15 protein-coding genes and 1 riboswitch are annotated in these 17,042 nt (G+C 68.3%); of the genes, 6 read left to right on the top strand and 9 right to left on the bottom strand.

The genetic code is table 11. From position 1 onward, the window contains the following. Positions 1-21: 21 nt before the first annotated feature. Entirely contained in the window at positions 22-4,338 is a 4,317-nt protein-coding gene (locus tag Q9R13_RS00840; protein WP_310963140.1) for a hypothetical protein, read from the bottom strand. A gap of 13 nt (positions 4,339-4,351) precedes the next feature. Next, positions 4,352-5,077, bottom strand: coding sequence for a glycosyltransferase family 2 protein (locus Q9R13_RS00845; RefSeq protein ID WP_310963141.1), 726 nt, complete (start codon positions 5,075-5,077; stop codon positions 4,352-4,354). A 144-nt stretch (positions 5,078-5,221) separates the two neighbouring features. On the opposite strand from Q9R13_RS00845, the gene Q9R13_RS00850 reads away from it, so the two are divergent. Beyond that, positions 5,222-5,593 carry a DUF2304 domain-containing protein gene (locus Q9R13_RS00850; protein ID WP_310963142.1) on the top strand — a complete coding sequence of 124 codons (372 nt, stop codon included), beginning with the start codon at positions 5,222-5,224 and terminating at the stop codon, positions 5,591-5,593. After that, positions 5,590-7,065, top strand: a complete 1,476-nt coding sequence (locus tag Q9R13_RS00855) for a DUF2142 domain-containing protein (RefSeq protein WP_310963143.1) — start codon at positions 5,590-5,592, stop codon at positions 7,063-7,065. Before Q9R13_RS00850 ends, Q9R13_RS00855 begins: the two co-directional genes overlap by 4 nt. On the opposite strand, the gene Q9R13_RS00860 is transcribed toward Q9R13_RS00855, so the two are convergent. The 4 genes from Q9R13_RS00860 to Q9R13_RS00875 are packed head-to-tail and all read right to left on the bottom strand — an operon-like array spanning position 7,003 to position 11,477. Next, entirely contained in the window at positions 7,003-7,887 is an 885-nt protein-coding gene (locus Q9R13_RS00860; protein ID WP_310963144.1) for a glycosyltransferase, read from the bottom strand. The two genes, Q9R13_RS00855 and Q9R13_RS00860, sit on opposite strands and share 63 nt — an antisense overlap. 29 nt (positions 7,888-7,916) lie before the next feature. Continuing rightward, complete coding sequence (locus tag Q9R13_RS00865; RefSeq protein ID WP_310963145.1) at positions 7,917-8,195, bottom strand: Lrp/AsnC family transcriptional regulator; 279 nt, start codon at positions 8,193-8,195, stop codon at positions 7,917-7,919. Positions 8,196-8,213: 18 nt separating this feature from the next. Then, entirely contained in the window at positions 8,214-10,040 is a 1,827-nt protein-coding gene (locus Q9R13_RS00870; RefSeq protein WP_310963146.1) for a DEDD exonuclease domain-containing protein, read from the bottom strand. A 57-nt stretch (positions 10,041-10,097) separates the two neighbouring features. Further along, on the bottom strand, positions 10,098-11,477 hold the full coding sequence (locus tag Q9R13_RS00875) for a hypothetical protein (RefSeq protein WP_310963147.1): 1,380 nt from the start codon (positions 11,475-11,477) through the stop codon (positions 10,098-10,100). Between the two features lie 76 nt (positions 11,478-11,553). Here Q9R13_RS00875 and Q9R13_RS00880 point away from each other — a divergent pair, with 76 nt between their 5' ends. The 4 genes from Q9R13_RS00880 (at position 11,554) to Q9R13_RS00895 (ending at position 15,680) form a co-directional block, all read left to right on the top strand. Then, complete coding sequence (locus Q9R13_RS00880) at positions 11,554-11,760, top strand: hypothetical protein (RefSeq protein WP_310963148.1); 207 nt, start codon at positions 11,554-11,556, stop codon at positions 11,758-11,760. A gap of 176 nt (positions 11,761-11,936) precedes the next feature. Then, positions 11,937-12,123: riboswitch (cyclic di-AMP (ydaO/yuaA leader) on the top strand. A gap of 13 nt (positions 12,124-12,136) precedes the next feature. Then, the gene (locus Q9R13_RS00885) at positions 12,137-13,132 is read left to right on the top strand and encodes a C40 family peptidase (RefSeq protein WP_310963149.1); all 996 of its coding nucleotides are present in this window, start codon (positions 12,137-12,139) and stop codon (positions 13,130-13,132) included. Next, positions 13,113-14,360 (top strand): gluzincin family metallopeptidase, encoded by a 1,248-nt coding sequence (locus Q9R13_RS00890; RefSeq protein WP_310963150.1) that lies wholly within the window; start codon positions 13,113-13,115, stop codon positions 14,358-14,360. The genes Q9R13_RS00885 and Q9R13_RS00890 overlap by 20 nt, the downstream gene beginning before the upstream one ends. A 54-nt stretch (positions 14,361-14,414) precedes the next feature. Continuing rightward, positions 14,415-15,680: a M48 family metallopeptidase gene (locus Q9R13_RS00895; protein WP_310963152.1), complete on the top strand. Its 1,266-nt coding sequence runs from the start codon at positions 14,415-14,417 to the stop codon at positions 15,678-15,680. A 73-nt stretch (positions 15,681-15,753) separates the two neighbouring features. Here the strand turns inward: Q9R13_RS00895 and Q9R13_RS00900 are convergent, their stop codons facing one another. The 3 genes from Q9R13_RS00900 to Q9R13_RS00910 form a co-directional block, all read right to left on the bottom strand. Next, on the bottom strand, positions 15,754-15,933 hold the full coding sequence (locus Q9R13_RS00900) for a Flp family type IVb pilin (RefSeq protein WP_310963153.1): 180 nt from the start codon (positions 15,931-15,933) through the stop codon (positions 15,754-15,756). 69 nt (positions 15,934-16,002) lie between these two features. Continuing rightward, positions 16,003-16,221: a Flp family type IVb pilin gene (locus Q9R13_RS00905; protein WP_310963154.1), complete on the bottom strand. Its 219-nt coding sequence runs from the start codon at positions 16,219-16,221 to the stop codon at positions 16,003-16,005. Between the two features lie 167 nt (positions 16,222-16,388). Further along, positions 16,389-17,036 (bottom strand): response regulator transcription factor, encoded by a 648-nt coding sequence (locus Q9R13_RS00910; protein WP_310963155.1) that lies wholly within the window; start codon positions 17,034-17,036, stop codon positions 16,389-16,391. Positions 17,037-17,042: the final 6 nt, after the last annotated feature.

Raw genomic sequence — 17,042 nt, forward strand, 5'->3', positions numbered from 1 at the left:
GATCGCTGCTGAACCCGATCGCTACCAGGTGACGACGAGCCTGCTGGCCGAGGATCGGGACGGCTTGGTGACGCTGCTTCCGAGGTAGCGGACCCGGATCCGGTACTTGCCCTTGTGGAGCCTGGGCAGCCTGATCGTTGCGGAGCCCGCCCGGTATGCCAGAAGGGTCACGGCTGCAAGGCGCTTCGTGCCGGCGTACGCGACAACCTTCCCCAGCGGCTTGGGTACGCCGGTGACGAGCACGTGCACCTTGGCGTGCCTGGTCCGGCGAACGACGGACCTCGCGAGGGTCGCGCCGGTCGCCGTTGCGACCTTGGCGATGGTCTTGCCCGCTGTGGTCGCCGTTCCGTCGCGATAGCCGAGCCTGTGCGCCGTCACCCGGGCGGCGATGCGGTGCCCGACGTCGCGAAGCTGGACCCAGTAGGTCGTGCCGGTGGCGCCACTGATCCTGTTGCCGTCGCGCAGCCACTGGTAGCTGAAAGCAGGAGTCGGAGTTCCTGCCCATGCCCCTGGGTACGCGCTCAGAGCCTGGCCCACTGCCGCCGTACCAGACAGGCTAGGAGGATAGGTAGGCGTCAGCGCATTGCCTGCTGCGACCCGCACGGCCTCACTGGTGAGGACAGCAGGCGTATAGCCCTGACGTGTGCCGGTGACCTCCGCGGAAACCCAGTGCCCCACCTGCTGTGGGCCAAGGGTGAAGGTGTCACTGGTGGCGCCGCCTTGTGCTGTTCCATCAACGAGCCAGCGATAGGTTGTCGTCACGTCGGCCTGCTGCCAGGAGACCTGTGCGACGTGGAGCGCCGCACCTGCTGCAGCGGAGCCGGTAAGGCGAAGGGCGCTTGCCAGGCTGGGCGCCTGGCCGAGCCCGATCTTGACGGCATTGCTGGTGAGGCTCACGTCGTCGTACCCCGGTTTGTGGCCGCGGGCCACGACCGAGAGACTCTGGTTCAGGTCCGCGAGCGTGGGCTGGTAGACCCGGTCGATGGCACCGTCGATAGGCGTCCTGCCACGAAACCATTGATAGCTCGTGATGACGCCGTCCATGTTCCACGACGCAGCACTTGCAAGCATGCTCGTGCCGACCTGTCCCGAACCGGTCACTACTGGGGGCGTGCCCGTGATGACCGTGACGGTGAAGGTTTGCCACGGAGCCGAGCCCAGCGGCTTGCCCGCCGCGTCGAGCGCCGTCACCCGCCACTGCCAGTCGCCCGCGGGGAGCGCTTGTGTCGGCGCCCATGAACTGGCATAGGTGATCACGGATTCTGTCGGTCTCACGGCGCCGACGGTGGCTCGCTCGTACCGATAGGACGTTGCCCCGTCAAGTACAGACCACGTGAAGAGCGCACCCCGAGGCGATACTGAATCGGCTGGCCCGGGCTCCGTGAGGTCCGGCTTGGGGGCGGGGACGTCGAATCGAACGGGGTCCGCCCAGGGCCCCACTCGTCCGGATGCGTTGACCCGCTGAATGGTCCAACGGTAGGCGGAACCTGCGAGAAGCGGTGCGGTAAGGGCGTACCCCGCCTGCTCGACTCCGGTGACGCTGACGACAGGTGTCGTTGCGTCGACGGATGAGTCGCCGGCAGGCAAAACTCGGAAGTTGTATTTGGCCGCGAAGGGCTGCCTTGGCCAGGTGAACAACCCGGAGCTCCCTAGGGGGTCACCCACCGCTGGGGTTGCCCCGACGAGAGCAGGCGGATCTGACCGCACATCGATCCTGTGGGTCGCGCTCCATTGCAACCGGTTGAGAGAGCCGTCAATCGCCGCCACATGCCAATAGATGGGTCCGTCCGGGTAGAGGATGGACGGGGAGGTGAAGGTCGTCTGGTCGACCGTGGCGTCATCGAGCGTGCCGCTCCACGTGGTCCGGTCGCCAGGCTGCGTCGACACCTGGACGCGATACGACCTGGCCTCGATCGTTGGAAGGGTGCTCAACGAGGTAGTGCTCCCACTTTGCATGTCGATCCCCGCGTCTGCGGGACAGGTAAGGGGCGCGACAGTCGGCGGTGCCGACCCGTCCGTCGGGCAGAGGTAGTCATACCAGCTCAGGGTCACGTCGTTCTGCGCGGTCTGATCCGGCCCCGGCCCGCTGGTCATCACGGGGTTCGCCTGTTTGCTGAAGGACGCGGTGGCGGCATGTTCGGCGGGACAGACCGACGATGAAGTACACGCAAGGATCAAGACGTAGTCGGCCGAATCCGCATTGGTGTCTGCATACTCGGTGTTCGGCATCCACATGTTGCTGTACGCAGTGAAGGTGCCGATCTTGTTCGTAAGGGTGGCGTCTCTGGAAACGATGACCTTGTAGTACGCCGCATCCGGATCGGCATCCCACCTCAATACGGGCGTCTGTCTGAGATTCTGACAGGCAGTTGCAGACGACATGTCGCACCACTGACGGGCGGCCGGTGCGGCGTCGAGGTCATGAGCGGCCAGGGCTGCTCGATACCCCGTCACCTCGCCGCCGTGGTCGGAGATGGGATTGGTGATCGTGAAGAAGCCACTCGTGCCGGTGCTGAGGTAGGCGCTTCCCGAATATGCATCCACCTGCCACTCGTATCGCCCGGGCGCAAGGAACGTGTCGCCGGTGTCCTCGCCCGCAGGGTATGCAAAGGTGCCGCTGACGGTCGACCATGACGTCGCAGCAGTCGAGCGCACGCGTATGACGTACCGCGTGGCGTTCTGAGTTGCAGCCCAGCTCAGGGTCGGGAACCGTCGGTAGCTGCGTTCCGGTGTCGTGGCGTTGGGCCTGGCCGCGGTCCCGGGTGCGGGATCGGACACGCTGAACGTATCTTGGTCAGCGAGCAGGGTTCCGGCGCCAAGGCGACCATCGGCTGCGACGGTCTGAACCTGCCAGCGGTATCCGCCCGCCTTGAGAAGCCCCCTGGGCGTGTAAGAGGTGCCGTCTGTGGTCCAGGTGCTCGTCGAACCGGTTGCCGAAGTGAGCGTGACCCGGTACTTGGCAGCCCCGGAGACGGGCGACCACTGCATGGTCGGGATGCTCACCGCGGCGCCCGGGACAGGGGCCTCCAGTGTTGATCGCTGGGGGTCATAGGTGAACTTGTGCACCTCAGCATGGTCAAGCCCCACCGTCCTGATGCCGGATGGGTCGTCGACACCCGTGACCCGCCAGTAGTACGTGCCGCCCGCGCCCGGATAGCAGTCCGTCCCGGGCACCAGTGTGGTGTGCACTGTGCCGCACTTCTGCGTCGACCCGGTGAATCCTGGATTGTTGGCGATCTCCAGCAGGTACGACGATGCCAGTCGTACAGGTGACCACTCAAAGTACAGAGGATCGCCAACAGTGTCGCCATCCGCCGGGTAGATGAGATGGGGCTGGTCGGGCCAGCTGCGGTGGAACGTCCAGGTCGGTGACTCCGACCAGAGCCCAGCATTGCCGTCAGAGTCGAGTGGGCGAATGCGCCACCAGTACTGGTCGTTCTGAAGCGTCGAAGGTGGGGAGTAGCTGGTTGCGGGTCCCGTATGGGTAGTCACCAGGGTCAGGAAGTTGTCGTCCGAAGCAACCTGCAGCTCGTAGCTCGCCGCGCCCAGGATCGGCCTCCACTTGAAGACGATGCCCGACACGCTCTGATCAGTGGTGGGGTCGTTCGGCGGCGAGATCGGTTCGTTGGTCGAGTATGTCGCCGGATCGAACGCCTTGATGACGTACTCATTCGAAGTCGACCACTCGCTCAGAACTGTTGGTGAGTACTGCGCTTGGACCCGCCAGTAGTAGGTGCCGGGGGTGGGCATCCTGGGAAGGAGAAGCGACGTCGACTTCGTTGTGTAGGCCTTATACCGGGAAGGGTCAGTGAAGTTGGCGTCGTCACCGATCTGAACGTTGTACTGGCTCGCGCCGTGAATCGGCCCCTCGGTGTCCGGAGCCCGCCAAGACAGCGCCAGAGGCCCACTCTGCGCGTAGATCGGTGTATCGCTCGACGCCGGCTCCTCCAACTGGGGCACCGCCAACGCGCCGCGAGTGAACGAGGTCGTGCTCCAAGTGGCCTGCCCTGTGACGCGAACCCGCCAGTAGATCTCCCCAGCCGGGAGCGGAGTTGTCGGCGTGTATTGGACGTTTGCCGTGGTAACGGCGGCGATTGTCGAGTCGAAGGCATCCGTCTGCGAAATTTGCAGATCGTAGGTCTGGGCGCCGTCGACCCGGGACCACGACAGCGTGGGGATCTCTGAGACGGTCGTGCCGGTCGACGGCGAGAGCGAACCCGGTGCGGCAAGCACCTCCGCAGTTGCGGGGCTCGAAAGCGCGAGGCCGGCCACGAAGACCGACAGCACGGCAACGATCGTCGTGAGGGGGCGCAGATGCACCCCTCCCCAGATGTTCAACTGTGTCCCCTTGTCAGTGTGCGATGCTGCGGCCCGCGCGACGCACCCCTCCGGTGCGGAGACGCTTGCCGATCAGGTCCAGCGAGATGTTGATCGCGTTGAGGTTGCTCTGTCCCTTGCCCCGCGAGTAGTCGGTGTAGTCGACGGTCACTGGGTGCTCGACCCAGCTGAGCCCTCTCGCGGCGACCTGGTCGAGGATCTCGCTGGCGTGGGCCATCCCGCTCATCGTGATCCGGAGCTCGCCGACGGCTCGCCGCGAGAGGACACGGAGACCGTTGTGCGCATCGCTGACGCGCAGGCCGCTGGTCACCCGAGTGAAGTGGACCGCGCCCCGGAGCACTGCCCGGCGAGTCGCCGGCATCGTCGTACTCGGTCCGCCCAGGAAGCGCGACCCGAGTACGAGGTCGACCGCTTCGCGGCGGGCCCGCTCGACCATGTGGACCGCGTCCGTCACCCGGTGCTGTCCGTCGGCATCGAACGTGACGATCCAGTCCGGCGCCCCGTTGCGCAGGGCATAGCTGAAACCGGTCTGGAGCGCGGCTCCCATCCCCAGGTTGATGGGGTGGCGCAGCACCGTCGCGCCGGCTGCTGTCGCGACTCGTGCGGAGTCGTCGGTGCTCCCGTCGTCCACGCAGACGACATGGTCGAAGCTGTGACGCAGCTCCGCGACGACGGCGCCCACGGCGGTCGCCTCGTTGTACATCGGAACTACTACACAGGCGTCGGAATTCTCCCTCATCCTCGCCCTCCCAAGGCCGAGCGTAGGTAGTCGCAAGGCCCCTTCGCAGCCGAATGACCGATCTTCATCGTTCGCCCGCGCGCGAGGCCTGAGCGAACTACGCTTCGATGCGTCGACATGCCCTGGAGGGGGGCCAGCTCAACGATGCCGATCAAGTTGCTCCTGCTTGCCGCGATCGCGCTGTTCGGCGTGCTCGCGATGCGCGGCACGCACAGCGCCGGCCACCGCGCGCTCTGGCGCTTGATGGGACTGCTCGTCCTGGTCCTGGGGGCCGTGAGTGTGGTCTTTCCCGCTCTCGTCACGTGGGTGGCGAACGGGCTGGGCATCGGCCGTGGCGCGGACCTGCTTCTGTACGCGCTCGCGGTGACGTCGCTCCTAGTGGTCACGGTGATCTTCCGTCGCATGGGCGAGCTGGAGGCCCGGATCGTGGAGCTCACCCGGCAGATCGCGATCAGCGATGCCGAGCGCGCGGCTGCGGTCGATCGTCGGACACCGAACGACGAGCTGACCCGGTGAGTCCGCGGCGTTTCGCGGTGCTGGTCATGATCGGCATCGCGCTCATGCAGGCGGCCTGGATCGCCGTACTCCCTCCCTTTCGCGGCATCGACGAGGTGGACCACGCCTACCGTGCGGCCGCGGTTGCTCATGGCCAGTGGACGGCGGGGAGGTACGCCGAGGACGGCCGCGGGCGATTGGTGCGCGTACCTGCCGACATCGCGGCGGCGGCGGCGGGTCAGTGCTGGTCGCTGCCCTACACAGGGCTGGACAACTGCTTCCCGGTCTCGGAGGCCAGTGACGGGACGGTTCGGATCGCCTCCAGTGCCGCGAACTACAACCCGCCCTTCTACTGGGTGATCGGGACCGTCGCTCGTCCGTTCAGCGGGGCAGGTGCCCTGTATGCGATGCGCATCGCGACGGCGCTCATCTGCACGCTGCTGATCGGCGCCGCAGCCTGGTCGCTCGGGCTCAAGCGTGCCGGGCCGTGGCGGGGCATCGCGCTGATGATCGCGCTCACCCCGGTGGCGCTCTACTCGACCACGGTGGCTGCGCCCAACGGTCCCGAGATCGCCGCCGCCGTCGCCTTATGGTGCGCGCTGCTCGGGCTCGGCCGGGTAGAGGACCCGCAGACTGAGACGCGCCTGCTGTGGGTCGTCGGCGTTGCCGCCGTGATCCTGGGCAACCTACGGGAGCTCGGTCCGGGCTTCCTGGTGGTCGTGGTGGCCATCTGCGCCGCGCTCGACCTCTCGCGTTTCGCGGAGGTCATCCGCCGGCGCCGAGGGGCGGCGACGGCGATCGGCGTCCTCACTCTGCTCTCGGTGCTGGAGCAGGTCGCATGGATCAGGAGCAGTGGCGGTACTCAACTGCCCCAAGACGGCAAGCCGCACTGGGAGTGGCAGAACCTTCTCAGTTGGCCCCTGTCGACGATCGCGGCGTTCCCGTTCCGGGACCAGCCGGCGCCGGCGTTCGTCTATCCGGTCTTCATCGTCGTGCTGGTCTGGTTCTGGGTGACCTGCTATCGGCGGTCCGTCGGACGTATGCGGTACGTCTTCATCGTGCTCAGTGCCGGGGCCGTGCTGATGCCCGGAGTGCTCACGGCAGCCACGTACTCCACCACCGGCGCGATCTGGCAGGGCCGATACGGGCTGCCCCTGGACGTCGGCGTGCCACTGCTGGGTGCACTGGCGCTCGAGCGTTGGCGACCTCAGGTGAGTCACCTGATCGTACCGACGGTGTGCGCATCTTTCGCTGCGATCAACCTGGGCAGTCTCCTGCACGTCCTCGCTATGGAGAGTCATCGTCGGGTGTCGCGTACCGATGCCGCGTGGCACCAGCCTTCGGTGACTCTCGTCTGCGCGGTGGTGCTGTTGGGATGGGCCGCTTGGTCGGCGTCAGTGTGGGGTTGGGGCGATCGGGAACGCGTGGGGTCATCCCACGACGTGTCGGAGCAGGTCGATGACGACCTCGCGTTCACCCGTGCTCGTGACTGACCGCGGAACGAGCGCCAGCGCATGGAGTCGCGAGCTGAGATGCCAGCGGGCGGCGCGCGCCGCTCGTCGCTGCCCCTGGGCCAGCAAGGAACGGCGTGCCTCGCGGAAGTAGGCGCGCTCCTCCCGGAAGCGCTCGCCGGACAACGCCCTGAGGGCAGAGACGCTGGCCGGGTGTCTGCGGTACTGGAAGTGTGTGCCCGGCACGACGACCATGGTTCCGCCGTTGCGGATGAGGTCAACGAGGAGGGCCAGGTCCGGCACCACCTCGTACGTCTCATTGAAGCCGTACTCGAGCACCGTCGGGCGGTGCCAGGCAAGATTCGGGAAGTAGGTCCAGTTCCCCCGCAGGAGCGAACCCAGCAGCCGCTCACCTCCCATGACGTGACCGAGCGGACGAGGGGATAGTGCACGCTTCACCCGATCGGCCAGCGGATCAACGACGAGACCGTCAGCATCGATCACCTCCACCTCCGTCGCGATGATCGTGGTGTCCGGGTAGGTGTCGACCGCGCCCCTGATCGAGGAGACATAGTGCGGAAGAAGCAGGTCGTCGCAGCCGAGGAAGACGACGTAGTCGCCCTCGGCCAGCTCGAGAGCGCGAGCGAAGTTGCCGCTCACCCCTAGGTTCGCGTCATTGCGGTGATAGGTCACCCGAGGGTCGTCCAGGCCATCGAACCACTCGGGGATGCTCGGGTCGGGGTAGCAGTCATCCACCACTGTCAACCGCCAGGTCGTGCAGTCCTGGGCGAGCACGCTCCGGACCGCCGCCTTCATGAGGTCGGGGTCGCCGTAGAACGGCAGGAGCACCTCGAGCTGCGTCATGGACACTCGCTCGGCCACATACGTTCAGTTCAGTCCAGGCCGAGGGAGAACGCCGACTCCAGGTCGTGCCGGGAGTAGGCCCGGAACGCGATGTGAGTCTCGGTCTCGAGGACCCCGGCGACCTTGTTGAGCTGGTCGGCGACGACCGCGGCGACGTCGTCGTGGGAGCGCACCCGCACCATGGCGATCAGGTCGATCTGCCCGGTCACCGAGTAGACCTCGCTGACTCCGTCGAGCGCGGCGATCGCCTCGGCCACCTCGGGGATTCGGGCGACGTCGGCCTTCACGAAGACGATGGCGGTGATCATGGGCCAACCGTAGCCGGATCAGCGGGCGGGCCGATGCACCGGCGCGAGCTCGCGACGCTCGTCGAACGGCACCAGGCTGCGTCGGGATACCTCGACGGCGTCGTGCAGCGCGAGATGTCGCGCCGCACCCCGCACCGGGCAGGACCACTCGCCACTGACGCTGACGAGCCGAACGCCCGGTGACTCCAACCAGCGCAGGATCTTCTCGGACTCCTCGGCGCTTGCCGCCGGTGTCGGACCAAGACCGGGCAGGACGGTCTCGGCGCTCGCCCGGAGCTGGGCGACGAACTCGCCCGCATGCGCGCCCGGTGGGATCACGCCGGCCGCTGCCAGGCGGCCGTGCCGTACGACGTGCACCACCCAGCGTGCCTGCCCCGAGCGGGACAGGTCGTCCTGACCCTGTCGGACCGAGGACTCCTCGCGTCGTGCGGCGACCACTTCCGGGCATCGAGTCAGCGCCCCGAGTCGCTGCCGACGTGATGCTGCTCGGAGGAACGTGGCCAGCCGGTCGCGATGGGTGGTGGCGTCCTCGTAGCGCTGAGCGGAGGCGAGATGGCTCATCCGGGCGGTGATCGTGTCGACGACCCGGTCCGCGCGCACCAGCAGGTTGTCGCGCAGCTCGGCAACCACCAGGGCGTAGTCCTCCGATGTGACACTGCCGTCGCAGGGGGACAGGCAACGGCCCATCTCCGCCAGCACGCACGGCGAGCGCGAGGGCCCAAGAGGAAGCCGTCCGGTGCACTGCCGGACCGCGAAGGTCTCGTGCAGGGCGGCGAGGCACTTCTCCGCCGTCTTCCGCGAGCTGAACGGGCCGAAGTAGTCGGCGTCGTCGTCGAGCACCCTTCGGACCAGCGACAACCGGGGCCAGGGCTCGTTGGTGAGTTTGAGCCAGTGCACCTTGTGGGGGTCGCGGCTGCGCTTGTTGTACGGCGGGCGGTGCTCGGCGATCAGTCTCAGCTCGCGGATCTCGGCCTCGAGCGTTGTGGCGCACTCGACGCCGGTGACGGAGGCCGCCAACCCGACCATCTCGCCCATTCGCGAGCGCGTCTCGGAGGCGGTGAAATAGGACCGGACCCGCCGGCGCAGGTCCCGCGAGGTGCCGACGTAGAGGACGCGCCCGGCCTCGTCGCGGAACAGGTAGACGCCTGGGGCGTGGGGGAGGTGCTCGGCCAGGTGGCGCTTGCGGCGCTGCTGTGGGGTGACCCGGGCGGAGAAGGTCTGCAGCTCCTCGAGCGTCTGGACCCCCAACGCACCGAGCCGGCCGATCAGCCCGTGCAGCACGTCAACAGTGGCCCGGGCGTCCGACAGGGCGCGGTGATTGGGTGTGGTCTCGGCGTTGAAGACCACCGCGAGTGAGCTGAGCTTGCAGTTCGGTGCGTCGTCACGGGTGATGACGCGGCGGGCAAGGCGTGCGGTATCCAGCACCTCGAAGCTCGGCCACGGGCGCCCCTGGAGCTCACAGAAGTGTCGCAGGAACCCGATGTCGAAGGGTGCGTTGTGGGCGACCAGGACCGATCCCCGGGCGAAGTCCAGGAAGGCAGGCAGCGCGGAGTCGATGGTCGGAGCCGTGGCGACCATCCCATTGGTGATGCCGGTCAGGACGGCGATGAACGGAGGGATCGTGGTGTGCGGGTTGACCAGCGTCTGGAACTCACCGAGCACCTCGCCGCCGCAGACCTTCACCGCGCCGATCTCGGTGATCATCGCTCCGCCCGCTGCCGATCCGCCGGTGGTCTCGAGGTCGACGACGCAGAACGTGACGTCACGGAGCGCGCGGCCGAGCTCGTCGAACGTCATCTGTGTCGATCGCGAGGGTCGTCCCAGGAGCCCGGTCCGGGTGGTCATGCTGCTGACGGTAGGCAGCGGCGCCGACAGTTCGGACGACCAACGCGCCGGGGGACCTCACCGAACCGGCCGGAGCAGCACCGCCCAGTCGGCGTCGGCGTACTGCTGCCTCCAGCCGTCGCTGCGCAGTGAACCGGCGATCGCGGAGCCGGGTGGCACCACGGCACATCGGATGCGCCATCTCGTGAAGAGTGGGCGGTAGTCGCCGCTCGCCTCGGCGTGGCGGTCCTCGAGCACCACCGACGACGGATACGGGTCGAACCTGCTGTCGATGAACACCGGGACCTGAGGCACGAACCACAGCAGCGGGCCGCCCTCGGCATAGGTGTTGTACAGCGGCTCCGGACACTGGCGGACCGCTCGTTGTGCGGCTGGGCTGATCGGGTTCCAGCCCAGCCGCCCGAGGGGCTGGGCCCAGCTCAGTGCGACCACGACGCATCCGACCAGAGCAGCGCAACCGAGGAGCTGTCGGGCCGCGGGCACCACGTCGCGAGGGCCGGGATCCGCGGGGCAGAACGCCACGATGAGCGTGGGCAGCGCCACCAACATGAGCAGGGCCACGTTGCGCGCGGCCACGATCGTCAGCGCGGACATCCCGATCGCAGCCACCGGGAGGAGGAGGTTCGGCCAGCTGGCGAACCGGTCACGGCGAGTGACGACGGCCGCGGCGGTTGCGGCGATGAAGATCCAGCTGCCGATGCTGACCGGGTCGAGATGGAACGCAGTGTGGAACTCCTGTAGTGACGACCGGCCCGGGGTCGACGGCGAGCTGAGGACGTAGCGCCACAGCACCGGTCCGAGCGGGTTGAGCAGCGTGAGCAGCGCGCACACCGCGGTGACCAGGCCGACCCGGACGGTGCGGCCGCGCGACGCGACCGTGCGCGACCGAGCATGCACGATCAGCGCGGTGCCGGTGACCAGCACCAGGAGCAGCCCGCCGGCGGCGACGCCTGCGTGCACGTTCGCCCAGATCAGGAACAGCGGAGGCAGCACAAGGAACCGATCGTGGGCCAGCGCCGAGAGGGTCACCGCGAAGAAGAGCAGGGTCGCGACCTGGGGACGCAACGTCCACTCGGCACTCAGCAGCGGGATGACCAGGACCAGCACGATGATCCCCACCCGGCCACGCGCGGGCGCCAACCGGCGTACGACGATGAGGGCGGCGATCGCCATCGCGGCATTCACGGCAGTGAGCAGCGGCATCCCGCCGACTGCGTGCACGGCGTACGCCGCTGCCTGCCACAGCCACTCGTGGTCGGGCCAGTCCCGTCCCGCCGCGGTGAGGGAGTGGTGGTCGACCAGCGGGATCGTGCCGGTGCGCCAGATGTCGGCGCCTGCCCGCAACTGCCACCAGGTGTCGTTCTGGGCAGGCATCAGGCAGGCGGCGACAGCAGCGGCGCCCAGCACGAGGCGGTGGGCGAAGGCGTCGAAGTCCACCCGGTGATTGTTGTCGGTGGCGGCTGGCAGCGTGTGAGAACACCGACTTCCCCCGGTGATGACGAGGAGTGACGAGATGAGCGTTCTGGTCGATTGCGACAGCTGCCTGGTGCGTGGGCTGGCCTGCCACGACTGCGTGGTGACGGTGCTCCTGGGGCCACCTCCGGAGCTCAGTTTCGACGAGGACGAGCGTCAGGCGCTGGCTGTCCTGGCCGACTCGGGCCTGGTGCCGCCGCTGCGCCTGGTCACAGCCATGCGGGGACCGGAGGTCGAGTCGGCGTGAGCGGGCCCGACCCATCCTGTGTGGCTCACGTGGCCGATGTGACAGGCGATGCCTGAGAGGACCGTCGTGGGCGAGAACACATCCACAGACCCGCGCGTTTTCTTTGCCAGTCATCGCCCAGCGCGGTTAGTGTGTGTGCCTCATGGCTGCTGGACCAGCGGGCCGACCAGGTCTGCTCAGGAGCCGCGTCGAATCCGGTTTCGTGCCCACGGGGGGTGCGCGAGACTGGAGCCGGGGAACCACTAACTTGGGGTGAATCCGGCACACCATGCAGGTCGCCACCGTGGCCTGACGTGTGCTGGTAGGGCTTTTCTTTGGGCCCGAATCCGTCAGCTCACCTGGTAGGCGTCAGACACAAAGAGGAGACCGTCCGCTCGTGCACGACGGCCGGAAGCGCCACACGGCGCGCAAGATCGTTGCCGCTGCCTTTGCCACCGCCCTCTCGGGCACGTTGGTCTGCACCGCAGCACCCGCCACCGCCAAGCCGAACGTCGACACCGTTCAGCAGAAGGTGGACAAGCTCTTCCATCAGGCGGAGATCGCCTCGGAGCACTACAACAGCGCCAAGATGCAACTGCATGCATCGTCGACGACACTGAAGGCGCTCAGCGCCGACCTCGGTCGTCAGCGCAAGGTCGTCGACCAACTGCGCCAGCAGGTCGCGACCATGGTGGTCCAGCAGTACCAGGGCCAAGCGCTCTCGACCGCCACCCAGCTGGCGCTGTCCGACGACCCGTCGTCGTTCCTCGACCAGCTCAACACCGTCTCGGCCTACAACAGCCAGCGCGGTGAGGTCATGCACCAGTACGGCGTCGAGCTCTCCCGGCTCAAGCTGCGTGAGAAGGCCGTCGGTGACGAGGCCAAGGCCCTCACCAAGACCAGGGACCAACTGGCCGCGGACAAGGCCGACATCGACAAGCGGGCCGCCGCAGCGAAGCAGCAGCTCGACCAGCTCCAGGCCGAGCAGCGCCAGCAGTTCCTCTCCGGGGACTACTCCGGTCCGGTCCCGAGCGTGAACGCCTCCGGCCGGGCAGCCGCTGCGGTCCGCTACGCGCTCGCCCAGGTCGGCAAGGCCTACGTCTACGGCGCGGCGGGGCCGAGCGCGTTCGACTGCTCCGGCCTGACCATGCGGGCCTGGGGCGCCGCAGGCGTCGGCCTGCCGCACAGCTCGAACGCCCAGCAGGGCTACGGCACCCGCGTCTCCGAGAGCCAGCTGCAGCCCGGTGACCTGGTGTTCTACTACAGCCCGGTCAGCCACGTCGGCATGTACATCGGCAATGGCCTGATCGTGAACGCAGAGAACCCGTCGGTCGGTGTGAAGATCACCGGCCTGCACTCGATGCCGTACTCCGGTGCGGTCCGACCTGGCTGAGCCACGCCGGTGGCGCGCGACCGGGTTGGTCGCAGCGCTGCTGCTCGTCGCCCTCGCTGCGCTGGCCGGGTGCAGCCACGAGGTCAGCATCCGGCCGCCGAAGCCACCGCAGGACGTTGCTGCCTCCCGAGCCGATGCTGCTCAGCAGGCGCTGGACACGCTCCGTCGCGCCATCGCGACCGGGCGGCCCGCGCCGGACCTCGCGGCTCCAGGCGCCGCGGCCCTGGTGCCGCAGATCCTCCGCAACGCAGCCGCTCTCCGGGTGCGCCATGTCTCGCTCGACTACCTCGACGCGAACCTCGGCGTGCCCAGCCGCGCGCAGGCCGCGAGATTCGGCGCGGGCGCCTGGGTGGCCAGCGTGCAGATCTCCTATCGGATCCCCGAGGACACCGGCGCCACGCACATGGAGGCGGCATTCACCTTCGTGCCGGGCCGACGCACTGCCACGATCGCAGCGATCGGCGGGCACGGAGAGCGCAGTCCGTTGTGGATGCGCGGGTCGCTGCAGGTGCGCCGAACGGCACGGACCCTGGTTCTCGATGCAGGCCCGGGCAGCCCGGCGCCTTACGTCCGACTGGCCAAGCACGCCGTACGCGACGTCAACCTCGTGCTGCCGAGATGGCGGGGACGCCTGGTGATCGAGGTCCCCGCGTCCGAGGGGGAGCTCGACTCGGTGCTGGATGCGCAGCGAGCGACGTACGCGAACATCGCCGCGGTGACCACCACGGTGGACGGCTCCACGATCCGGGGGGCGCCGGTGCACGTGTTCCTCAACCCGAGCGTGTTCGGCACCTTGAAGACCAAGGGCGCCCAGGTCGTGGTCAGCCACGAGACCACCCACGTGGCGACGAACGCGCCCTTCGCGCAGATGCCGACCTGGCTGCTGGAGGGCTTCGCCGACTACGTCGCGCTCGACCACGCCGGTGTTCCGGTGCAGACCGCAGCAGCGCAGATCCTGGCCCGGATCCGCAAGCACGGGCTGCCGCACGGGCTGCCGACCGCCACCGATCTCGAGCCGACCGCAGGAGGGCTGGGCGCGACCTACGAGGAGGCGTGGCTGGCCTGCCACTACCTGGGCGCGACGTACGGCGAGGCGAAGCTGGTGGCGTTCTATCGGGCCGTCGACCACGGGATGTCCCTGTCCGCAGCCTTCCGCAACATCGTCGGGGTGAGCCAAGCCCAGTTCGTGGCGGGCTGGCGGCAGGACTTGGCCCGGCTGGCAGGCTGAGCCCATGAAGACCCCGGGCGAACGCGCTTCGCTTGCCGTCGCCCGGGGACCACGATGAACCCACCTATCGGGCGACTGCCGGACCGCTGGCTGAGTCTTGCGGTCACGGTGGTGGGGGCCGTCGCCTTCCTCGTGCTGGCCGCCCTCCTGGTGCCGTGGCAGTGGGTGCCGGGCGGCCACTACGTGCACGTGCGCGCAGACCAGGTCTTCACCGCCCACCAGATCGCGCAGGGACAGCGCTACTCCTCCGCGCAGCGCCACCTCGGTTGGGCGGCGTACGCCGTGTCGTGCCTGGTCGCTCTGGTGCTGGGGCTGACACCGTGGGGTGCCGGGCTGCTCCGCAGGCTGGGAGGGCGCTGGTGGTGGAAGGTCGCCGTCGGCAGCGCCATCGTGCTGGCCATCGGGGCCGCGGCCACGCTGCCGTTCGAATGGCTGTCCTACCAGCGCGCTGTCGCCGCCGGGCTGAGCCGCCAGCCGGCCTCTGGCTGGTGGCACGACCAGGGAGTCTCCTTCGGGGTCGGCTGGGTCCCGACCGCGATCCTGCTCCTCGTGCTGGTGGGTGTCGCTCGCCGGGCCCCCCGCAGCTGGCCGGTCTGGGTCGCCGCGGCGACGGCCGTGCTGGGGGCGCTCGCGTCCTACGTGTACCCCGTCGTGGTGGAGCCGCTGTTCAACCACTTCACCCCGATGGGGCCGAGCCAGCTCCGATCGCAGATCATGGACCTGGCCCACAAGGAACACGTGCACATCAGCGACGTGCTGGTGGCCGACGCCTCACGTCGTACGACGACTCTGAACGCCTACGTCACCGGCTTCGGCAACACCCGCAGGGTCGTCGTCTACGACAACCTGCTCCGTGAGGCGCCGCGCGGCGAGATCCTCGTCGTCGTCGCGCACGAGCTCGGTCATGCCCGGCACGAGGACGTCGTGCTGGGCACCGTGCTCGGTGTCGCCGGCGGCGTGGCGGGCATCGGCCTGCTGGGGATGGTCCTCTCCAGCGAGCGGTTGCTCCGGCGCAGCCGTACCGGCGGCGCGGACGACCCGACGGTGGTGCCGCTGGTGCTCGCCCTGGCCGTGGTGGCGACCTTCCTGGTCAGTCCCGTGGAGAACACGATCAGCCGGGCGATCGAGGCGCGCGCAGATCGTGCGTCGCTGGCGGCGACCGACGACTATCGCGACTTCATCGCGATGCAGCGCCGGCTCGCGGTGTCCTCGAAGAGCGACCCCACACCTCCACTGTGGGGTCAGCTCTGGTTCGGGACGCATCCGACCACGCTCCAGCGGGTCGGCATCGCCGAGGCGTTGGAGCACAGGGCGCACTGATATGGGCTCTGGAGGCCCAGCACGGTGCGGGGGCCGTGAACGGGTGCACGTGAGCGGTCCGCGGCGTGGCGCCTCAGGTGCACGTGGTCGACACGTGCGCGGCGACTGACTGGCACGAGTCGGAGAAGAGATTGAGCACCGCCCCGCCGAAGAGAAACACGGCGGCGGCGATGACGGCGGCGATGCCGGTGATCAGCAGGCCGTACTCGACGGCCGAGGCGCCGGTGTCATCGTGCGTTGGGCCGGTGGGCATTGCGACCTCGGCCGGAGCCGGCTGCCCAGGACCCGTCAGGCGGGCACAGGGCAACCGGTCGGCCGACGATCAGCAGGCCGTGTTGCTGTTGATCGATGCGCAGGTGTTGGTGAACACGTTGTGCAGCACACCGCCCAACGCGAACACGATGACGACGATCACCGCAGCGATGCCGGCGATCAGCAGCCCGTACTCGACGGCCGAGGCGCCCTTCTCGCTGCGTGCTCGCAGTCGCTCATCGACCGAATGGATTCCACTCTCGAGCATGACGTAGATAAAAGTGAACATGGTCCCTCCCGAGGACTCGTCCTGATGTGACTGTCCGGCCGAACGGTCAGGTTCGGCCATCACAAAGTCTTCCAGTTGGCGGCCCTGGGGACATTCCCCTTCCGGACAGAGCTCAGTGACGAGGACGGGCCATCCGTGGAGTAGTCCTTTCGGGCTATGCCCCCGCCTCAGGGCGGCGGTGCCTCCGCGCCGAGGACACCCGTTCGGATCGCGGTCATCAGGGCCTGGGCCCGGTTGGCGGCGCCCAGCTTCTCGTAGATGCTGGAGATGTGCGCCTTGGCGGTCGACTCGCTGATGTACAACCGGCTGGCGATCCCGCTGACGCCGAGCCCCTCGGCCAGCAGTTGCAGCACCTGACGCTCGCGATCGGTGAGTCGAGGCGAGGCCGACGACCTCCGTCGGACCATCGCGGTGGCCAGACCCGTGCAGGTGAAGCTGCGCGGCGCCACCGCCGCCTGACGGGCGGCGTTGACCACGTCGGTGCTCGGGGCGTCCTTGCCCACGAAGCCGGAGGCGCCGGCATCCATGGCCGCGAAGATCTGTTCGTCGCCGGCGTACATCGTGAGCACGACCAGCCCGATCTCCGGCCGCTCGGTGCGTAGCGTCCGCACGATCTGCAGTCCGGAGCCGTCGGGCAGGTTGACGTCGGTGATCAAGACGTCTGGGCGTAGATCGTGCGCGACGTCGAGGCCGTGGGCGACGCTGGCGGCATCGCCGACGATCTCGAAGCCTCCGGCGCGGGCGAAGGCACCCGCCAAGCCGTTGCGGATCAGCTCGTGGTCATCGACCAGCACCACGCTGGTAAGCCTCGCCATGGAGCC

Origin of the sequence: Nocardioides marmorisolisilvae (genome assembly GCF_031656915.1) — a bacterium.
Classification (GTDB): Bacteria; Actinomycetota; Actinomycetes; order Propionibacteriales; family Nocardioidaceae; genus Marmoricola; species Marmoricola terrisoli.